Raw genomic sequence first — 17,523 nt, forward strand, 5'->3', positions numbered from 1 at the left:
TGTCTCCCGGTCAGTTGGTGGTGGTCCAGGTGCCCCTGGCGGGGTTCCAGTGGATCGTGGCGTTCTGGAAGCGCTGCGCCTTGCCGCCCGCCTCGTCCTCCTCGTCGGAGACCGGGTAGCCGAACTTCCGTTCGTTCCCGCCGGCGTTGAACGCGTCGTAGATCGCCCCGTGGACCGGGTGCGCGCCGGTCTGCGGCGACCACAGGAAGAGCCCGCGCTCGAAGAACTGGTAACGCCCCCGGGTCCCGTTCGGCGCCTGTCCCGCTTCGGCCTCGTCCATCGTCGGGAAGCCCCAGCGCCGCTCCGCGTCCGTCGCCCAGAACTTGTCCCGGATCTCGCCGTAGACCGCGTAGGCCACGTCCGGGTGCCAGATGACGATCCCGTTCTGGAACAGCTGGAAGCGCCCGCCCAGCGAGGCGGCCTCCTCGGCACGGACCGGCCACCCCAGGGCGCCGCCCGGGCCACCCAGGCTGTCGTACTTGGCCCCGATCGTGCCGAACGGCTGGAAGGCCTCGTCCCGTTGGGCTCGGGCGACGCCCTCCGCCTGGTCGTACCTCTCCGGGTAGGCGGAGCGCTGCACGGCCTGGGCGAGCTGCCCGGGGGTGCTGCCCTCCATGCCGGGCTCCATCTGCAGGGCCACCTCGAAGAACTTCCCCGCCGCGTAGTCCACGTCGAGGATCTGCTCGGGGCTGCCCCAGCCCTGCGAGGGCCGCTGCTGGAAGACGCCGAGCGAGTCCCGGTCCCCGCAGTCCAGGTTGTTCATCCGGGACTCGACCCAGCCCGTCTCGAAGCCGGCGAGCATCACCTTGTCGGACACGTTCATCCGCTGGCCGACCTCGTAGACCTTGCGGGTCACCGAGATGTCGCGGTCCGGCGGGATGGCGCAGTACGCCTCGGCCGGCGCGGCGTGTCCCAGGGGACCGGGCACGTCGGCCGGCCCCTGCGCCGACGCCGGGACGGCCAGGGCGGATACGGCCGACAGGGCCGACAGGGCCGTCGTGGCGAGCAGGATCACCGCTCTGGATCTCACGCGTCGTGCGGCTGTGCCACGCACGTTGCTGCTCCTTCGCTTCGGAAGTCACCTTGCGGTGGGCGGACTTGAGGGAAGGGGTCAGTTCCAGCTCTGGAACTTGGTGTCGTTGCACGCCCAGGTGCGAAAGCCCAGGTCGCTGTCGTCGATGCAGCGTCCGGTGGCCTGGTTCTGGAAGCGGACCGTGCCGTCGTTCCAGACCTTGACCCACCAGCTCTGCTCCGGGCCGGAGCCGCAGTTCACCGTGCGGAAGCCGTTGTCGGTGTCCTCGATGCAGCGGCCCGTGTTCAGGTTCCTCAGCTGGCGCGTTCCGTCGCCCCAGGCGTGCACGGTCCACAGCTGCGGATTGCTGCCGTTGCAGCTCCAGGTACGGAACCCGTTGGCCGTGTCGTCCATGCACCGGCCCGTGGCCTGGTTCCGGAAGCTCTGGATGGCGTCGTTCGCACCCGCGGGAGCCGCGAGGGCGCTGGACACCGGGGTGAGGGAGGCAAGGGCAACGGCCCCGCCGATCAGGAGAGTTCGAGTTCGCATGCTGCGCATGAGCGCTGTTCCCTTCCGCTGCGTCGCGGTCTGGCGGACCGACAGCCCGCAAGCTAGCGGCGGGGACGCACGGCAAGGCATCCGGAACGATCCGGAGTGACAGCGGTCGGCGCCCCGGGCAGGCTGGTTCCGCCCGCCGCCGGCCGAAGCGGGGAGACAGCCGGCGGCGGGGTCACGTGGATGTACGGAAAGGGGCGTACGGGCGGGGCGTGCGGACGGGCTCGGGGATGGGCGCGGGGATGGGCTCGGGGATGGGCCTGGGGACGGGGCCTACTCGCACTCGGCAAGCTCGGGGCGGTCCTTCGTACGTACGGCGGGCAGCCAGGCGGTGGCGTGCGCGGAGTCCTTCGGGAGGCGGACGCGGAACCACACGGTGGACACGGTGTCCGACTCGTCCATGACGGCCGGCCCCTGGGACAGCCGGCAGTCGACGGCCAGGACGTCGCCGTGCCACGCCCGGGTCGGTACGACGTTCTCGGCCGTGTAGGGCTTACGCGGGTCGATCGCCATGCCGAGGCTGCACTCCGGATGCCGGTCCGTACGCAGCCGGCAGCCCTGCTCGGCGTTGAACACCCGGATCCGGCCGGCGCCGCCCTCCGGCAGCGCGGACGCGGCGTCGAGAGCGGCGTACGGCCCGCTCGCCGTGGCCGCCCCGCAGACCAGGAGGGCCATGAGCGCGGCGCGTACCCCGCGCAGGCGGCGCGTGGCCGGACGGGCGGTTCGCGCCGGGCCGGCCTGCGGCTCCGCGGTGGGCTCCGGCTCCGCGCCGTGCTCCGGCTCCGCGCCCGGCCGGGCGGCGATGCGCGCGAGCAGGCTCTCGGCGGTGTGCACGGCGCGCTCGGTGTGGGTCGGGGCCAGACAGTCGGCGGCCAGTGCGCGCCAGAACGGCGGTACCGCGCCGTCCAGGCGCAACTGCGCCCGGCCGGCGGCGTACTCCTGCACCGCGGCGCCGCGCGCCATCGGCGTGGCCCCGGGGAACGGCGAGGCGCCGGACGCGAACACCTCGTGGATCATGATGCCCAGGGCCCAGATGTCGGCGCTGGGCCGGACCTGCACCCCGAGCTCGCCCAGCGGGGCCTTCCAGCGCTCGGGAGGAAGGTAGTCGAAGGTGCCCATCGGGGGCGCGTACCCGTGGGTGCCGTGGGTGCCGGTCAGTTCCGTGGCGAGCCCGAAGTCCGAGAGCCTGACCGAACCGTCCGGCATGAGCAGGACGTTGTCGGGCTTGAGGTCGCCGTGCACCCAGCCGGTGCGGTGCAGATGTGCCAGGCCCTCGCAGACCTCGGCCGACAGGCGGGCGCCTTCGGCCCGGCTCACCCCCTCTTCGAGCAGATGGCGCAGACTGCACCGGGCCCGCTCCATCACCAGCACGATCGCCCCGTCCAGGAACGGGTGGTCCGGTTCGCTGAGCACGAAGGAGTCCAGCAGGCGGATCAGCCTCGGATGGCCGGCGCGGAGGCCGAGTTCGACCTCGCGCCGGGCGGTTTCCGCGACCTTGCGGGCCTGGCGGGGTGCGAGCCCCGCGGTCGGCAGGAACTTGAGCGCGACCTCACCCCGGACGGCCCCGCCCGGGAGGTCCGGGTCGTCGGCGGCCCGCCCCGCGTAGACCGTGGCCCAGCCTCCGGCCCCGATCGGTTCGGTGACCTCCCAGCCGCCGACGCGGTAGCCGGGCGGGAGCAGTTCCGTACGGTCACTTCCCGATGTGTCGGCCGGGCCGCGCACCTTCCCCTCCTCCGATCCGCAGTAGGTCCCGGGGCGGCAGCAACGCGAGGTGCTCTTCCCGTACGAGCCCGAACCTCAGCACGAGCCCGACGAGCGCCTCCCGTTTGCCGTTGCGGCGCGCACCCCTGCCGGGTTCCTGCTCGGCCGGGTCCCTGATCCGCATCTTCTCCTCGGCGAGGTAGTCGATGTGGGAGCTGACCGCCCGGGCGGTCAGCCGGCCGCAGGAGGGGTGGCCCCTGAGCCGGTCGACGATCTGGGGAGTGGTCGGGACGGCGACCGGGGACTCGTCGCGCAGCCGCGGTTCGCAGAGCGCCACCAGCACCAGGAAGTACGTGGCCGTCTCGTCGAGGGAGTACGCCGTGACGGTGTGCCTGCCCCACTGGCCGTCCATGCCGTCCGGGTCCAGGTAGACGTGGTCGGGCGCGAACACCTGGAAGGAGAGGGTGGTGTCGCGGCGGGTGGGCAGCACGACCCGGGAGAACTCGAAGGGGATCGGCGCTCCCGCCCGGCGCGGCGGAACCCTCAGGTACTCCCCCGCTCCTTCCGGGTTCTCGACCAGATAGCTCTGGGTCATGCTGTGGTTGCTGAGCTGCCAGTGGTCGTCGGTCACCCGGATCTCGCCCGCCAGCCGGGAGATCGCGGCGTCGTCGAGACGGAGTTCGACCGGGGTCGTCGCGGAGCCCCGGCCGAAGCGCGCCGACTCTCCCGGGCCGAGCCGCAGGGTCACCGCGTCACCGGAGGGCTCCCCGCCGGCGCCGCCGCTCCCCCGCGGCAGATGGATCACTATCCCGCTCACTGTCCCTCCCCGGCCCCTCGCGTCGGCGCACGTCCACGCGCACGGGAACCTACCGACTCCCCGCCGCCCGGGATCGGCTCCGTCGCCTATCGGCCATCCGCCGATGACAAAACGGCGCGAACTGCACCGCTCCCCACCCGAATCCCGCCACTGACCAGCAGTTTTCAGTTTCCGATCAAGGTCACGGAGCCGGGTTCGGCGCGGGTTCGTAGGCCTGCTTCGACGCGCAGGTCCACACGACGGGGTGCATCACGTCCTTGGCGTCGACGGCGAAGCCGCCGACGCGGTCGTCGTCGGAGACGGTGAAGGCTCCGCTGTGGCCGGTCGCGGCGAGGCGGGGCAGGGCCAGTGTGGGGCCCGCGCCCTTCCAGAGGGTGGCCTGGTACGGCGGTGCGGTCTCCGGCGGGAAGGGGCCGACCATCGTGGAGTCGGAGGCGGTGCCGACGCTGACCCCGGTGGTCGGGCTGACGTCCTCGAACGAGCCCCGGGTGCGGTCCCCGAGGTTCGGCGCGGATCCCATCTCCGTGTAGGGGGGCGCCCAGGTGACACCGTTCGAGGTGATCAGGTGCGAGTACTCGTAGGTGCCGGAGATCCGGCCCTTCTCGTCGATGTCGCCGGGCCGGTAGCTGCTGTAGGTGTCGCCCGGATAGAACGGCTGGAGTTCCTGCGCGGGAGCCGCCGGGGCGGCCGGCCACACCAGGCCGGTCTCGTACCAGTACTCGCCGTCGGCCACTCCGGTGCCGCGCCCGACGATCCTGCCGTCGTTGTTGATGCCGGTGACGTCGGCGAGCCCGGTGATCTGCGGGGGCAGCGCCAGCTCGCGGCGGACGGCGGTGCCCACCCATTCCACGCCGACCACGTGCCAGGCGTCGTCGCGCCGGTAGCCGACGATGTGGCCCTTGTCGTTGATGTCGCTCGCCTGCTCGCCGCCGGGCAGCACGCTGACGGCCCGCGCGCCGGGTACGTACCGGAAGGCGGCCTGGGGCTTGCCGGGTCCGGTGAGGCGGCCGACCATCACGCCGAAGCGGTTGACCGCTTCCACCCCGCCCTCCGTGTACCCGGCGGGCAGCGGAACCCGGTGGACGGACTTGCCGAGCCAGTAGACGGGCCGGTTGTGGGAGCGGCCGACGGAGAGGCCGAGCGGGCCCAGGTCCTTGACCTCCGTCGTGGCCGCCCAGGGGTAGGGGGCTTCGCCCGGGCCCGGCAGCGACTCCAGCACCTGGAGGGCCGGCGCGCACCGCTTGGCCGCGTCGGCCGCGTCGGCCGCGTCCGCGGGAGCCGCCTGGGCCGGCAGGCTCACCGCCAGTGCGGCGAGCACGGCGGCGGCGACCAGCGCCGACCGGGTACGCGTTCTGGTCCCGTTCATCCCAACCCCCTGCTTCGGCCCCGTCGGCTCACATGATGTCCGTACGGGCACGCGCTGAACAGAGCGCCTCGGCACCCCCAGAGGCACCCCTAGATGAAGTCCAGGGCCGCGGCGCCGCCCACTCCGCCCAGCAGCATGAACACGGGCATGAGCACCTTGAGCTCCACCCAGCTGCCGGCCCGGAAGCGCATCATCTTCGGCGGGCCGATCGGGTACCAGCGCTTCCCGGCGATCGGGAGCGGCCACAGGATCGGGCAGCCGGAGACGGTCAGTGCGTCGCCGATGTCGTGGACCAGGGCGCCGAGCAGGATAGGCAGGCCGAGCCAGAGGTACTCCTGGCCGGGATCGGTGAAGAGCCAGCCCGCGCCGTTGCCCGGCTGGTCGAGCACACCGGCGAGGATCCAGGCGCTCGTGGCGCCCAGGAGCCAGACGAGGATGTCGCTGGACATCCGGGCCGCCCGCCACAGCAGGCCTTCGACGGCCAGCACCAGGTGGACGAAGAGCAGCGCGAGCACCCCCCAGCGGTCGGCGGTCACCGCGATCACGGAGGAGCCGCCGCCGATCAGGACGGCCCAGAGCCAGGTGTGGGTCAGGGTGCGGTGGCCCCCGCTGCGGCGGGCGTCGCGGGGGGCCCGGGTGGCCTTGTAGACGGCGTAGGAGATCTTGTCGACCACCTCGCACAGGCCCCGGGAGAGCGGGCCGAAGGCGCGCGAGATCGTCGCCGACTTGTGGTCCAGGTCGGGGGCCAGGGCCGCGCCGGCACAGATGAGCGCCCCGACGACGAGAACGGGCCACGGCATCGGGTGTCCGGCCGCCGCGGCTGCGGCGCCCACCCCCAGCCAGGCCGCCGCGCCGGACAGTGAGTGCGCCGGACCCATCATGGTCGTTCCCGCCCCGGTTCTGTGGTGATCGGGCCCCGTCGACGGTTTCGTTCGGGCCTCGTCGACGGCACAGCGTACCCTCGATGATCTTCATTCCTTCCGCCGGTTCTCTCATCCGGCGGGAAGCCAGGCAAGATGGGGGGTGTGACCCTCATTGATCAGCTCCCGCCGAACGCCGACCCCGATGCCCTCTTCGAGGCTTTCTCCTCGTGGGCGGAGGACCAGGGCATCACCCTGTACCCGGCGCAGGAGGAGGCACTGATCGAGGTCGTCTCCGGCGCGAACGTGATCCTCTCCACGCCGACCGGCTCCGGCAAGAGCCTGGTCGCGGCGGGCGCGCACTTCACCGCGCTGGCCCAGGACAAGGTCACCTTCTACACCGCTCCCATCAAGGCGCTGGTGTCGGAGAAGTTCTTCGACCTGTGCAAGCTCTTCGGCACCGAGAACGTCGGCATGCTGACCGGTGACGCCTCCGTGAACGCGGACGCCCCGGTGATCTGCTGCACCGCCGAGGTGCTGGCCTCCATCGCCCTGCGCGACGGCAAGCACGCCGATATCGGCCAGGTCGTGATGGACGAGTTCCATTTCTATGCCGAGCCGGACCGCGGGTGGGCCTGGCAGATCCCGCTGCTGGAGCTGCCGCAGGCGCAGTTCGTCCTGATGTCGGCGACCCTCGGCGACATGAAGCGGTTCGAGGAGGACCTGACCCGGCGCACCGGCCGCCCCACCTCGGTGGTCCGCTCCGCGACCCGGCCCGTCCCGCTGTCGTACGAGTACGTGACCACCCCGATCACCGACACCATCACCGAGCTGCTGGAGACCCGGCAGGCCCCGGTGTACATCGTGCACTTCACGCAGGCCCAGGCGGTCGAGCGGGCGCAGTCGCTGATGAGCATCAACATGTGCACCCGCGAGGAGAAGGACAAGATCGCGGAGCTGATCGGCAACTTCCGCTTCACCACGAAGTTCGGCCAGAACCTCTCCCGCTACGTCCGCCACGGCATCGGCGTCCACCACGCGGGCATGCTGCCCAAGTACCGGCGGCTGGTCGAGAAGCTGGCCCAGGCCGGCCTGCTGAAGGTCATCTGCGGTACCGACACCCTCGGCGTGGGCGTCAACGTCCCGATCCGCACGGTGCTGTTCACCGCGCTCACCAAGTACGACGGCAACCGGGTCCGGACGCTGCGCGCCCGCGAGTTCCACCAGATCGCCGGCCGTGCCGGACGGGCCGGCTTCGACACGGCGGGCTATGTCGTCGCGCAGGCGCCCGAGCACGTCATCGAGAACGAGAAGGCCCTGGCGAAGGCGGGCGACGACCCGAAGAAGCGCCGCAAGGTGGTCCGCAAGAAGGCCCCCGAGGGCTTCGTGGCCTGGTCGGACACCACCTTCGAGAAGCTGATCGGCGCCGACCCGGAAGCGCTGACCTCGCGCTTCAAGGTCACCAACATCATGCTGCTCTCGGTCATCGCCCGGCCCGGCGACGCGTTCAAGGCGATGCGCCACCTGCTGGAGGACAACCACGAGCCGCGCAAGGCGCAGCTGCGGCACATCCGCCGGGCCATCGCGATCTACCGCTCGCTGCTGGACGGCGGGGTCGTGGAGAAGCTCGACACCCCGGACGCGGAGGGCCGCACCATCCGTCTGACCGTCGACCTCCAGCAGGACTTCGCGCTGAACCAGCCGCTGTCGACCTTCGCGCTGGCCTCCTTCGACCTGCTGGATCCGGAGTCCCCCTCCTACGCGCTCGACATGGTCTCGGTCGTCGAGTCCACGCTGGACGACCCGCGCCAGATCCTGGCCGCCCAGCAGAACAAGGAACGCGGCATGGCCGTGGGCGCGATGAAGGCCGACGGGATCGAGTACGAGGAGCGGATGGAGCGGCTCCAGGACATCACCTACCCCAAGCCCCTCGAAGAGCTCCTCCTGCACGCCTACGACGTGTACAGCAAGAGCCACCCGTGGGTGCGCGACCACCCCGTCTCCCCGAAGTCGATCATCCGCGACATGTACGAGCGGGCGATGACCTTCACGGAGTTCACCTCCTTCTACGAGCTGGCCCGCACCGAGGGCATCGTGCTGCGCTACCTGGCGAGCGCGTACAAGGCGCTGGACCACACCATCCCGGACGACCTCAAGTCCGAGGACCTCCAGGACCTCATCGCCTGGCTGGGCGAGCTGGTCCGCCAGGTGGACTCCAGCCTGCTCGACGAGTGGGAGCAGCTGGCGAACCCGGAGGTGGAGACGGCGGAACAGGCCCAGGAGAAGGCCGACCAGGTCAAGCCGGTCACCGCGAACGCCCGCGCCTTCCGCGTCCTGGTCCGCAACGCCATGTTCCGCCGGGTCGAGCTGGCGGCCCTGGACCACGTCAACGTGCTCGGCGAGCTCGACGGGGAGTCCGGCTGGGACGCCGACGCCTGGGGCGAGGCCCTGGACGCCTACTGGGACGAGTACGACGACCTGGGCACCGGCCCCGACGCGCGCGGCCCGAAGCTGCTCCAGATCGAGGAGGACGCGGCGCACGGCCTGTGGCGCGTCCGCCAGACCTTCGCCGACCCCAACGGCGATCATGGCTGGGGCATCAGCGGCGAGGTCGACCTCGCCGCGTCCGACGAGGAGGGCCGGGCGGTCATCCGGGTCACCTCGGTCGGCGAGCTCGGTCAGCTCTGACCCTGTCCCAGACCCGGTCCGGGGGGACCCCCGGCCACCAGCCGCCGGCGCCGCCGGACCCGCCGGACCACAGAGTGGAGAACCTCTGATGACGAACCCCGCCGAGAGACTCGTCGATCTGCTCGACCTGGAGCAGATCGAGGTCAACATCTTCCGGGGCGCGAGCCCGCAGGAATCCCTCCAGCGCGTCTTCGGCGGGCAGGTCGCCGGGCAGGCGCTGGTGGCCGCGGGCCGCACCACCGAGAGCGACCGCCCGGTCCACTCGCTCCACGCGTACTTCCTGCGCCCGGGCATCCCCGGGGTGCCGATCGTGTACCAGGTGGAACGGGTGCGCGACGGGCGTTCCTTCACCACGCGCCGCGTCACCGCGGTCCAGCAGGGCAAGACCATCTTCAACCTGACCGCCTCCTTCCATCACCCGGAGGAGGGCAGCATCGAGCACCAGCTGCCCCCTCGCCTCGACTTCCCTCACCCGGACTCGCTCCCGAAGGTCGCGGACGAGATCCGCGAGCACCTGGGCGCCCTGCCCGAGGCACTGGAGCGGATGGCCCGCCGCCAGCCCTTCGACATCCGGTACGTGGACCGGCTCCGCTGGACTCCCGAGGAGCTCAAGGACGCCGACCCGCGCAGCGCGGTGTGGATGCGGGCGGTCGGCCCGCTGGGCGACGACCCGCTCGTGCACACCTGCGCACTGACCTACGCCAGTGACATGACCCTCCTCGACGCCGTGCGCATCCCCGTGGAGCCGCTGTGGGGCATGCGCGGGTTCGACATGGCCTCGCTGGACCACGCCATGTGGTTCCACCGGCCGTTCCGGGCCGACGAGTGGTTCCTGTACGACCAGGAGTCCCCCATCGCCCACGGGGGCCGGGGCCTGGCCCGTGGCCGGATCTACGACCTGGAGGGCAGGCTGCTGGTCTCCGTGGTCCAGGAAGGCCTCTTCCGCCCGTACGCCGACAAGGCCTCCAAACCCTCCGTGTCACCCCAGTAGCCCGACCCGTTCCAGAAGAGCTGAGCGCATCCATGCCCACCCAGGCCCTCCCCTGCCCCTGCGGGCTGCCCGCCGCCTACCCGGAGTGCTGCGGCCGCTTCCACTCCGGTGCGCGGCAGGCGCCCACCGCCGAGCTGCTGATGCGCTCCCGCTTCAGTGCCTTCGCGGTCGGCGACACCGCCTACCTGCTTCGTTCCTGGCACCCCTCGACCCGCCCGGGCCGGCTCGAACTGGATCCCGGGCAGCGCTGGGAGCGCCTGGAGATCCTCGCCACGGAGCGCGGCGGCATGTTCGACACGGAGGGCTCGGTGGAGTTCCGGGCGCACTACCGCGAGGGCCGGCACGCCGGGTCGCTGCACGAGCACAGCGACTTCTCCCGCGAGGGCGGGGCCTGGGTCTACGTCGGCCCCCTCTCCCCGGTCGACTTCGACTGACCTCGGGCCCCGGTCAGGGCGAAGTCCAGACTCGTGCGGTACCAGTCGATCTCATCGGGCGACTCCGCCCGCAGCAGCCGCTCGGCCACGGCGGCAGCCGCCGGGATCTGCGGGTGCCCGAACGGCGGGGGCGGGGCGAGGGCCGCCAGGACGATGCGCTCCGCCGGATCGGGCACGGCCTCCCGCACCCCCTCCTCCGGGAGGACGGAGGCGATCACGGCCGCCCGCTCCCATGGGTCGGCGGTTTGTCTCAGCAGCAGCCCCACATGCCGCTCCCGCCAGGTACGCGGGCGCAGATCCGCCTTGGCCGCCATCAGCTCCCGGTCCTCCGGGGGCGCGGCCCCGCTCAGCATCCCCGCCTCCCGGGCCGCGAACTCCCGTAGCTCGGCGGCCAGGTAGAGCCATACGACGGCCCGGTAGCGGTTGATCCGGTAGCCGACCGGGGTGACACGCCCGCAGCGCGCGAGCCGGGTGAACCGGCTCGGCCCCACTCCGAGCACCTCGGCCCCGGCATCCGCTCCGGCCACGGTCTCGATCCGCTGGAGCAGCGCTTCCGGGAAGCCCTCGGCGGCCCGCACCCGCTCCAGCTCGGCCCGGGTGAAACGCGCGGCCCCGCCCGGCGCCCGGGGTCCCGCGCGCACCAGCCCCAACTGCACGGCCCGGGCCAACTCGCCCCGCCGCAGCCCTAATTCCCCCGCGGCCCGCAGACCACCGACCGACGGCTCCGGCGGCTCGGCTTCCCGTACGTCCGCCCGCACCCCGACCCGTACACCCCCCGGCACCCCGACCCGCACCCCGACCCGCACCCCGGCCCGCACGTCCAATACGGCGCAGGCCTGCGCATCAACCTTCATCACGGTCCTCCTCCACGAGTGGCGATCACTCTGTGTAAAGACCGTAACCGAGCGCAATGACACCGCGCGAGGCCTGTGGACAACTCCGGATCCGCCCCGCCGCGGCCGGCGGCGGCGCCCGGCCCAGGCCCGGTCGGCGCCCGGGCTATGCCAGGGCTACGCCCTCACCCCCCGGTGATCCGCCGTTCCGCGACCCCCAGGTGCTCGCCGACCCGGTTCACCATCAGCGTCATCTCGTACGCGACCTGCACGATGTCCGCCTCGGCGGCACTCAGCGCGCACAGGCAACTTCCCGAGCCCGCCGCCACGACGAACAGGAACCCCTCGTCGTACTCGACCATCGTCTGCCGCACCTCACCGGCCCGGAAGTGCCGCCCGGAGCCCTTGGCCAGGCTCTGCAAACCGGCGGCCACCGCCGCTAGATGCTCCGCGTCCTCCCGGGCCAGCCCGGCGCTCGCCCCCGTCACCAGCCCGTCGTTCGACAGCACCACCGCGTGCCGGACCTGCTGAACCCTGCGCGTCAGGTCGTCGAGCAGCCAGTCGAGCTGCTTGTCCAGTGCCATTTCCGTCCCTCCCCGTCGACGCGTCCGACGTGGCCGCGTCCCACCCCGCTCGGTCGTGCCGCAAGCCTTCCCCACCAGCTGCTTTCCGGCAAGGAGGATGGCCCCATGACGAAGAAGATGACTCAAGAGGAATGGCGGGCGTTCGTCTCGCATTCCACCCGCACCGGAAAGCTCTCCACCGTCCGCGCGGACGGAAGCCCGCACATCGCTCCCATCTGGTTCGTTCTCGACGGTGACTCGTTCGTGTTCAACACGGGCCGGGACACCGTCAAGGGACGGAATCTGGCCCGCGACGGCCGGGTCGCCCTCTGCGTGGACGACGAACGGCCTCCGTTCTCGTACGTCGTCCTCCAAGGCCGGGCCGAGATCATCGAGTTCGCCGGGAACGAGCACGAGCTGGTCGCCTGGGCGACGCGCATCGGTGCCCGCTACATGGGCGAGGAGCAGGCCGAGGCCTTCGGCCGCCGCAACGGCGTGGACGGCGAACTCCTCGTCCGGGTCCCCATCGACAAGGTGATCTCGGTGGCGGGCGTCACGGACTGACTACCCGCGACCCCCGTCACCCCTCACCCCGAACCCGTCTGCGGTCCGACCGAGTCGAGCAGCCGGGCGGTGTGCACCCGCCCGGCGTACTCGACCAGCCTGATCAGCACTTCCTTCCCCGAGTCCCGGTCCCTGGCATCGCACAGCACCACCGGTGTCCCCTGGTCCAGGTCCAGCGCCCGCGCCACCTCGTTCGCCCCGTAACGCCGGGCTTCCGAGAAGCAGTTGACCGCCACCACGAAGGGGATCCGCCGGTGCTCGAAGTAGTCCACCGCCGGAAAGCAGTCCTCCAGCCGCCGCGTGTCGGCGAGCACCACCGCCCCCAGCGCACCCTGGGACAGCTCGTCCCAGAGGAACCAGAACCGGTCCTGCCCCGGCGTCCCGAACAGATACAGGGACAGCCCGGACCGGATGGTGATCCGCCCGAAGTCCATGGCCACGGTCGTCGTGGTCTTCTGGTCGACCCCACCCGTGTCGTCGACGAGTTCGCCCGCCTGGCTGAGCAGTTCTTCCGTCCGCAGCGGCCGGATCTCGCTGACCGCGCCCACCAGCGTGGTCTTGCCGACCCCGAAGCCCCCCGCCACGAGGATCTTCAGCGCGAGCGCCGCCAGCTCCTCCTCCTCGTTCTCGCCTTCCGGAGCGGACCCGCCGGGCCCGTTGTCGTGCAGTCCCATCACAGCGCTCGCAATCCTTCGATGACTTCACGCAGAATCCGCTCGTCCGGCAGCTGGGCGGGCGGTACCGGGCGGCTCACCTTGACGTGCCCGGCCTCCAGCAGGTCGCCCAGCAGTACCCGCACCACGCCCACCGGCAGGTCCGCGTCGGCCGCGAGTTCCGCCACCGACTGGGTCTCGTCGCGGCACAGGCCCAGCAGCGACCGGTGTTCGGGCCCCAGCAGGGACTCGGCCGCCGCGTCGGCGCCTGCCGGGTCCACCACGACCAGCGCGATCAGGTCGAACCGGACCCCGTGCGGCCCCGGCTTCGTGCGTCCGCCGGTCATCGCGTACGGGCGGACGAGCGGCCCCGCCTCGGCGTCGTACCACTGGCCGTTCATGATCCGGACCGCCGCCCTCAGCCCGCGGCCGGCGGGCGCCCGGCGAACCGCGGCGGTGTGTAGAGGTGCTCGCCAACCCGCTTCACCAGCCGGGCCATCTCGTAGGCGATCAGGCCGATGTCGGCGCTGGCGGAGCTGAGCACGGCCAGGCAGGAGCCGTCCCCGGCGGCAGCCACGAAGAGGAACCCTTCGTCCATCTCCACCATCGTCTGGCGCACGCCCCCGGCGTGGAAGTGCCGGCCCGCGCCCTTGGCCAGGCTGTGGAAGCCCGATGCCACGGCGGCCAGGTGCTCGGCGTCCTCCCGGCTGAGCTGGCTGGAAGAGCCCACGGCCAGGCCGTCGTTGGACAGGACCACCACGTGCCGGACCTCGCGGACCCGCACCACCAGGTCGTCCAGCAGCCAGTCCAGCTCGCCGGACCTGCGGACTCCGTCAAGATCGGTTCTCTGGTGCTCGATCATCACACTTCTCCTTCGCTGCCTGCGTGGGGGGAGTTCTCCTGGGCGCCTCTGGCCCAGCCGGCCCGGTAGGCCGCCATCCGGTCCCTGGCCTGTTCGGGGCTGCGGCCCGGCGGGTCCTCGGGCGGGCGCACACCGGTCGGGGCCTTGGGGGCGGGGGCCTCGCGCAGCTGCGGGACCAGGCTGGCCTGGCGCACCCGGCGCGGCAGTTCGGTCACCGAGGCGGCCGCCGCCGCGGGGGCCTGCGTACGGGTGACCGTGCCGCCGGGGCCGCGCGGCCGGAGCGGCGCGACCGGGGCGGAGTGCGGCGGCTCCGCCGGTTCGGGGGCCCGATCCGCGGCGGCGATGCCGGGCGCGGGCTCCCGTACGGGGTCCGGCCGGGCCGGCGTCGTGGCCTGCTCCCGCGCCCCGGCGGCCGGCGCGCCCTCCCGTACGGCGCTCACGGCGGCGGACCGCGGGGCCGGCTCCGGCCCGCTCCCCTCGGCCGGGGCAGGAGCGGCCGACGGGCCGGCCGGGATCGCCCCCTGGAGGAGAGAGTTCGGCAGCAGCACCACCGCGGTGGTGCCCCCGTACGGCGAGGTGCGCAGGTGCACCCGCACCCCGTGGCGGGCCGAGAGGCGGCTGACCACGAAGAGGCCGAGGCGGTCGCTGTCGAAGAGGTCGAGGGCCTCGGACTGCTCGATGCGGCGGTTGGCCTCGTGCAGGGCTTCGCGGCCCATGCCGAGTCCGCGGTCCTCGACCTCCAGGACGTATCCGGCACCGACGGGCTCGCCGCTGACCCGGACCTTGGTGTGCGGTGGGGAGAACTGGGCGGCGTTCTCGATGAGTTCGGCCAGCAGGTGGGTGAGGTCGGCCACCGCCCCGCCGACGACGGCGGCCTCCGCGAGCTGGCGGACCTCGACGCGCGGGTAGTCCTCGATCTCGGAGACGGCGGCGCGTACGACGGTCGTCAGCGGTACCGGCATGCGCCAGGCGCGGCCCGGCGCGGCTCCCGACAGGATGATCAGGCTTTCCGCGTGCCGGCGCATCCGGGTGGTGAGGTGGTCGAGGCGGAACAGGTCGCCCAGTTCGTTCGGGTCGTCGGAGCGCCGTTCCATCGAGTCGAGCAGGGTCAGCTGCTTGTGCACCAGGACCTGGCTGCGGCGGGCGAGGTTGACGAACACGCCGCTCACCCCGCTGGCGAGTTCGGCGCGCTCGACGGCGGCGCTGAGGGCGGCCCGGTGCACGGTGGACAGTGCCTCACCCACCTGGGTGATCTCGTCGTCGGCGGACGGCCCGGCCGGGGCCTCGGCCTCCACGTCGATGTCCTGCCCGGCCCGCAGCCTGTCCATGGCCTGCGGGAGCTTGCGCCGGGCGATCTCCAGGGCGGTGTTGCGCAGCGCGACCAGCTCCACGACCAGGGCGCGGCCGATGCGTACGGAGATGACGAGGGAGGCGGCGACGGCGGCCAGCCCGAGCAGCACGGCGGCGCCGGCCCCGCTCAGGGCCCCTTGGGTGAGCGGGTCGGCGCGGTCGGCGGCTTCGGCGTGCGCGGCGGCCTCGATGTCCCGCATCGAACCGCTGACGCTGCCGTACGCGGCGTCCCACCCGGCGGCCTTGCCGAGACCGGCACCCGTCGCGGACCCGCCCGCCGCGGACCCGCCCGCCCCAGAGCCACCCGACGCAGCGCCACCCGGAGCCGCCGCACCCGCGCCGCTGGCCAGCGCCCTGTCCTCGGCGGCGGTGAGTTCGGCGTACGCGGCGCTCTTGGACACCGACTCCCAGGCTCCCCGCCCCGCGGGCGGCAGGTCCCGGGCCGCGGCAGCGGTCAGCGCGCGCCGGGTCTCGACGGCGCCGGTCAGACGGCGCATCGCGTCGGCGTTGCGCGGCCCCGGCACGGCGAGCAGCGCGTCCTCCCGGGACAGCAGCTCCCCGGCCCGGCCGAACTCCAGCAGGACCCGGGCGTCCGGCCCGAGTTCGGCGTCCCGGCCGCCGGACAGGGAGCCGGCGACGGCGAGGGCGGAGTCGACGACGCGGGTGTAGGTCTCGTACGCGGCGTCGGGTGTGGCCCGCCGGCCGGTGATGTCCTTGCGCGCGGAGTCGAGCCCCTCGGCGGCGGCCACGAAGTCGCCGAGCCGGACCACCACGTCGGAGCGGTAGTCGCCGGAGTCCGCGACGGTGTTCCGGTCGCCGAGCCGTAGCCGCCGCACGGCGGCTACGGTGCGCTCGGCCTGCTGTTCCAAGGCCGCGCCCTGCTCGGCGGCGGTGGGGTCGGCCAGGAAGCGCACGGCGGCGCGGCGTTCCGCCTGGAGCTCGGTGACGGCGGCGGAGACGGGGGTGCGTATCTCACGGTCGACGCGCTGGACGCGGCTGAGCCGGGCGATGTCCTGGGCGGTGCTCACCGTCGCGAAGGCCCACAGGGCGAGCAGCGAGACCACCGGCACCATCAGCAGAGAGACGATCTTGGCGCGGACGGTCCTGGGGCGCAGCCGGATCCTGGGCCCGGCCCCGGCGGTCACCGGGGCGGCGGGGCGTGGGGGCTCTCCCGCTGCGGGTTCCTCGGCGGGCGGCCCGGCATGCGCCCGGCGGCCGCGTGCCGGGGGCGCGGGCAGTCGCGGCGCCGCCGCTTCCGGTTTTCTGCGGGGTGTGCGCATGGGCTCCTCGTTCCGGGCGTTACGGGCGTAGGGGGGGTGAAGGGTGGATGAAGGGGCCGGGGGCTGCCACTGCCGGGCGGGGGCTGCCACAGCCGGGCGGCGGGGGCTCCGGTCGCCGGCCTCCGGGGGGCCGGAGCCCGGCGGCGTACGCGCGCACGCCGCCGGGCGGCTCAGTGCGCCGGCGCGGCGCCGCCCTCCCCCAGGTTCCGGGCGGACGCCGAGGCGGCCCGCTCGTCGGCGGTCGGGGACAGCGCCACGAACGCGGAGGTGATGAACAGGTAGGAGCCGAGCCCGACGGCGAGCGGGAAGATGAACTGCATGGCGGTGACGCCGCTCAGCGCCGTGTCCGAGGGGGTGACGCGGACGGCGACGGCCATCATCCCGGTGTAGTGCATGCTGCTGACGGCGGCGCCCATCACGAGCGAGGCGACGGCCACGGCCGCCGGCGACTTGATGTTGAGCGCGGCCCACAGCGCGGCGGTGGCGGCGACGACCGCGATGGCGACGGAGAGCCCGACGGTGAGGGGCTTGTACGAGACCTCGCCGTGCAGCCGCAGGGCCGCCATCCCGAGGTAGTGCATGCTCGCGACGCCGAGGCCGGTGGTCAGTCCGCCGAGGACGAGGGAGCGGCCGCGGTCCTTGCCGTAGCCGACGGCGAAGACCCCGGCGCCGACGACGAGCATGGCGACGAGCAGGCTGAGGATCGTCAGCGGGACGTTGTAGTGGATCTCGGTGCCGGTGACGTCGAAGCCGAGCATCGCGACGAAGTGCATCGTCCAGATGCCGGTGCCGATGGCGGAGGCGGCCGTGAGGAGCCAGTTGCGGCGTGCGGATCCGGTCGCGGCGAGCGCGCGGACGGTGCAGCGCAGCCCGAGGGCGGCGCCGATCGATGCCATCACGTATGACAGCGCGGGTGTCAGCCAGCCATAGGCGGCGTGGTCCAGGTGTCCCATGGCCAACGGACGCTAGTCCGGGTGAGGGCGCGAACAAGGGG

The 17,523-nt window shown here is 72.8% G+C and carries 17 protein-coding genes; 4 read left to right on the forward strand and 13 right to left on the reverse strand.

The window, feature by feature from the left end; translation table 11 throughout:
* Window positions 1-10: 10 nt before the first annotated feature.
* The 6 genes from ACZ4TG_RS31755 to ACZ4TG_RS31780 all read right to left on the reverse strand — a co-directional run bounded on the left by ACZ4TG_RS31755 (window position 11) and on the right by ACZ4TG_RS31780 (window position 6,332).
* Window positions 11-1,030, reverse strand: coding sequence for an LGFP repeat-containing protein (locus ACZ4TG_RS31755; protein WP_468169486.1), 1,020 nt, complete (start codon window positions 1,028-1,030; stop codon window positions 11-13).
* Between the two features lie 81 nt (window positions 1,031-1,111).
* Window positions 1,112-1,561 carry an RICIN domain-containing protein gene (locus ACZ4TG_RS31760; protein WP_468169489.1) on the reverse strand — a complete coding sequence of 150 codons (450 nt, stop codon included), beginning with the start codon at window positions 1,559-1,561 and terminating at the stop codon, window positions 1,112-1,114.
* Between the two features lie 279 nt (window positions 1,562-1,840).
* Complete coding sequence (locus ACZ4TG_RS31765; protein ID WP_468169492.1) at window positions 1,841-3,289, reverse strand: serine/threonine-protein kinase; 1,449 nt, start codon at window positions 3,287-3,289, stop codon at window positions 1,841-1,843.
* The gene (locus ACZ4TG_RS31770; protein ID WP_468169495.1) at window positions 3,258-4,085 is read right to left on the reverse strand and encodes a serine/threonine protein kinase; all 828 of its coding nucleotides are present in this window, start codon (window positions 4,083-4,085) and stop codon (window positions 3,258-3,260) included. The genes ACZ4TG_RS31765 and ACZ4TG_RS31770 overlap by 32 nt, the downstream gene beginning before the upstream one ends.
* Window positions 4,086-4,266: 181 nt before the next feature.
* The gene (locus tag ACZ4TG_RS31775; protein WP_468169498.1) at window positions 4,267-5,451 is read right to left on the reverse strand and encodes a hypothetical protein; all 1,185 of its coding nucleotides are present in this window, start codon (window positions 5,449-5,451) and stop codon (window positions 4,267-4,269) included.
* An 89-nt stretch (window positions 5,452-5,540) separates the two neighbouring features.
* Window positions 5,541-6,332, reverse strand: a complete 792-nt coding sequence (locus tag ACZ4TG_RS31780; RefSeq protein WP_468169501.1) for a metal-dependent hydrolase — start codon at window positions 6,330-6,332, stop codon at window positions 5,541-5,543.
* A 144-nt stretch (window positions 6,333-6,476) separates the two neighbouring features.
* On the opposite strand from ACZ4TG_RS31780, the gene ACZ4TG_RS31785 reads away from it, so the two are divergent.
* From ACZ4TG_RS31785 to ACZ4TG_RS31795, 3 genes are all read left to right on the forward strand, one after another.
* Window positions 6,477-8,999 carry a DEAD/DEAH box helicase gene (locus ACZ4TG_RS31785; RefSeq protein WP_468169504.1) on the forward strand — a complete coding sequence of 841 codons (2,523 nt, stop codon included), beginning with the start codon at window positions 6,477-6,479 and terminating at the stop codon, window positions 8,997-8,999.
* An 88-nt stretch (window positions 9,000-9,087) separates the two neighbouring features.
* Window positions 9,088-9,990, forward strand: coding sequence for an acyl-CoA thioesterase (locus tag ACZ4TG_RS31790; protein WP_468169507.1), 903 nt, complete (start codon window positions 9,088-9,090; stop codon window positions 9,988-9,990).
* A 32-nt stretch (window positions 9,991-10,022) separates the two neighbouring features.
* A complete protein-coding gene (locus ACZ4TG_RS31795; protein WP_468169510.1) occupies window positions 10,023-10,424 on the forward strand; it encodes a YchJ family protein in 402 nt (133 codons plus the stop codon).
* Here ACZ4TG_RS31795 and ACZ4TG_RS31800 read toward each other — a convergent pair.
* Window positions 10,388-11,278, reverse strand: a complete 891-nt coding sequence (locus tag ACZ4TG_RS31800) for a DUF6397 family protein (RefSeq protein WP_468169513.1) — start codon at window positions 11,276-11,278, stop codon at window positions 10,388-10,390. The two genes, ACZ4TG_RS31795 and ACZ4TG_RS31800, sit on opposite strands and share 37 nt — an antisense overlap.
* Window positions 11,279-11,442: 164 nt before the next feature.
* Entirely contained in the window at window positions 11,443-11,841 is a 399-nt protein-coding gene (locus ACZ4TG_RS31805) for a roadblock/LC7 domain-containing protein (RefSeq protein WP_468169516.1), read from the reverse strand.
* Window positions 11,842-11,946: 105 nt separating this feature from the next.
* Between ACZ4TG_RS31805 and ACZ4TG_RS31810 the strand changes: the two genes are divergently transcribed.
* Window positions 11,947-12,384, forward strand: coding sequence for a PPOX class F420-dependent oxidoreductase (locus ACZ4TG_RS31810; protein ID WP_468169518.1), 438 nt, complete (start codon window positions 11,947-11,949; stop codon window positions 12,382-12,384).
* A 23-nt stretch (window positions 12,385-12,407) separates the two neighbouring features.
* Here the strand turns inward: ACZ4TG_RS31810 and ACZ4TG_RS31815 are convergent, their stop codons facing one another.
* From ACZ4TG_RS31815 to ACZ4TG_RS31835, 5 genes are all read right to left on the reverse strand, one after another.
* Window positions 12,408-13,058: a GTP-binding protein gene (locus tag ACZ4TG_RS31815; protein ID WP_468169521.1), complete on the reverse strand. Its 651-nt coding sequence runs from the start codon at window positions 13,056-13,058 to the stop codon at window positions 12,408-12,410.
* Window positions 13,058-13,438 (reverse strand): DUF742 domain-containing protein, encoded by a 381-nt coding sequence (locus ACZ4TG_RS31820; protein WP_468169524.1) that lies wholly within the window; start codon window positions 13,436-13,438, stop codon window positions 13,058-13,060. The genes ACZ4TG_RS31815 and ACZ4TG_RS31820 overlap by 1 nt, the downstream gene beginning before the upstream one ends.
* Before the next feature lie 17 nt (window positions 13,439-13,455).
* Window positions 13,456-13,899, reverse strand: a complete 444-nt coding sequence (locus tag ACZ4TG_RS31825; protein ID WP_468169527.1) for a roadblock/LC7 domain-containing protein — start codon at window positions 13,897-13,899, stop codon at window positions 13,456-13,458.
* Window positions 13,899-16,529 (reverse strand): sensor histidine kinase, encoded by a 2,631-nt coding sequence (locus tag ACZ4TG_RS31830; protein WP_468169530.1) that lies wholly within the window; start codon window positions 16,527-16,529, stop codon window positions 13,899-13,901. The genes ACZ4TG_RS31825 and ACZ4TG_RS31830 overlap by 1 nt, the downstream gene beginning before the upstream one ends.
* A 170-nt stretch (window positions 16,530-16,699) precedes the next feature.
* Window positions 16,700-17,482: an MHYT domain-containing protein gene (locus tag ACZ4TG_RS31835; RefSeq protein WP_468169533.1), complete on the reverse strand. Its 783-nt coding sequence runs from the start codon at window positions 17,480-17,482 to the stop codon at window positions 16,700-16,702.
* Between the last annotated feature and the right edge of the window lie 41 nt (window positions 17,483-17,523).

This window comes from Streptomyces sp. NPDC028314 (assembly GCF_055565795.1).

Coding starts and splice junctions, on each gene's coding strand:
- ACZ4TG_RS31760 (WP_468169489.1), bottom strand. CDS start 1,561: ATGCGAACTCGAACTCTCCTGATCGGCGGGGCCGTTGCCCTTGCCTCC.
- ACZ4TG_RS31775 (WP_468169498.1), bottom strand. CDS start 5,451: ATGAACGGGACCAGAACGCGTACCCGGTCGGCGCTGGTCGCCGCCGCC.
- ACZ4TG_RS31780 (WP_468169501.1), bottom strand. CDS start 6,332: ATGATGGGTCCGGCGCACTCACTGTCCGGCGCGGCGGCCTGGCTGGGG.
- ACZ4TG_RS31790 (WP_468169507.1), top strand. CDS start 9,088: ATGACGAACCCCGCCGAGAGACTCGTCGATCTGCTCGACCTGGAGCAG.
- ACZ4TG_RS31795 (WP_468169510.1), top strand. CDS start 10,023: ATGCCCACCCAGGCCCTCCCCTGCCCCTGCGGGCTGCCCGCCGCCTAC.
- ACZ4TG_RS31800 (WP_468169513.1), bottom strand. CDS start 11,278: ATGAAGGTTGATGCGCAGGCCTGCGCCGTATTGGACGTGCGGGCCGGG.
- ACZ4TG_RS31805 (WP_468169516.1), bottom strand. CDS start 11,841: ATGGCACTGGACAAGCAGCTCGACTGGCTGCTCGACGACCTGACGCGC.
- ACZ4TG_RS31810 (WP_468169518.1), top strand. CDS start 11,947: ATGACGAAGAAGATGACTCAAGAGGAATGGCGGGCGTTCGTCTCGCAT.
- ACZ4TG_RS31815 (WP_468169521.1), bottom strand. CDS start 13,058: ATGGGACTGCACGACAACGGGCCCGGCGGGTCCGCTCCGGAAGGCGAG.
- ACZ4TG_RS31820 (WP_468169524.1), bottom strand. CDS start 13,438: ATGAACGGCCAGTGGTACGACGCCGAGGCGGGGCCGCTCGTCCGCCCG.
- ACZ4TG_RS31825 (WP_468169527.1), bottom strand. CDS start 13,899: ATGATCGAGCACCAGAGAACCGATCTTGACGGAGTCCGCAGGTCCGGC.
- ACZ4TG_RS31830 (WP_468169530.1), bottom strand. CDS start 16,529: ATGCGCACACCCCGCAGAAAACCGGAAGCGGCGGCGCCGCGACTGCCC.
- ACZ4TG_RS31835 (WP_468169533.1), bottom strand. CDS start 17,482: ATGGGACACCTGGACCACGCCGCCTATGGCTGGCTGACACCCGCGCTG.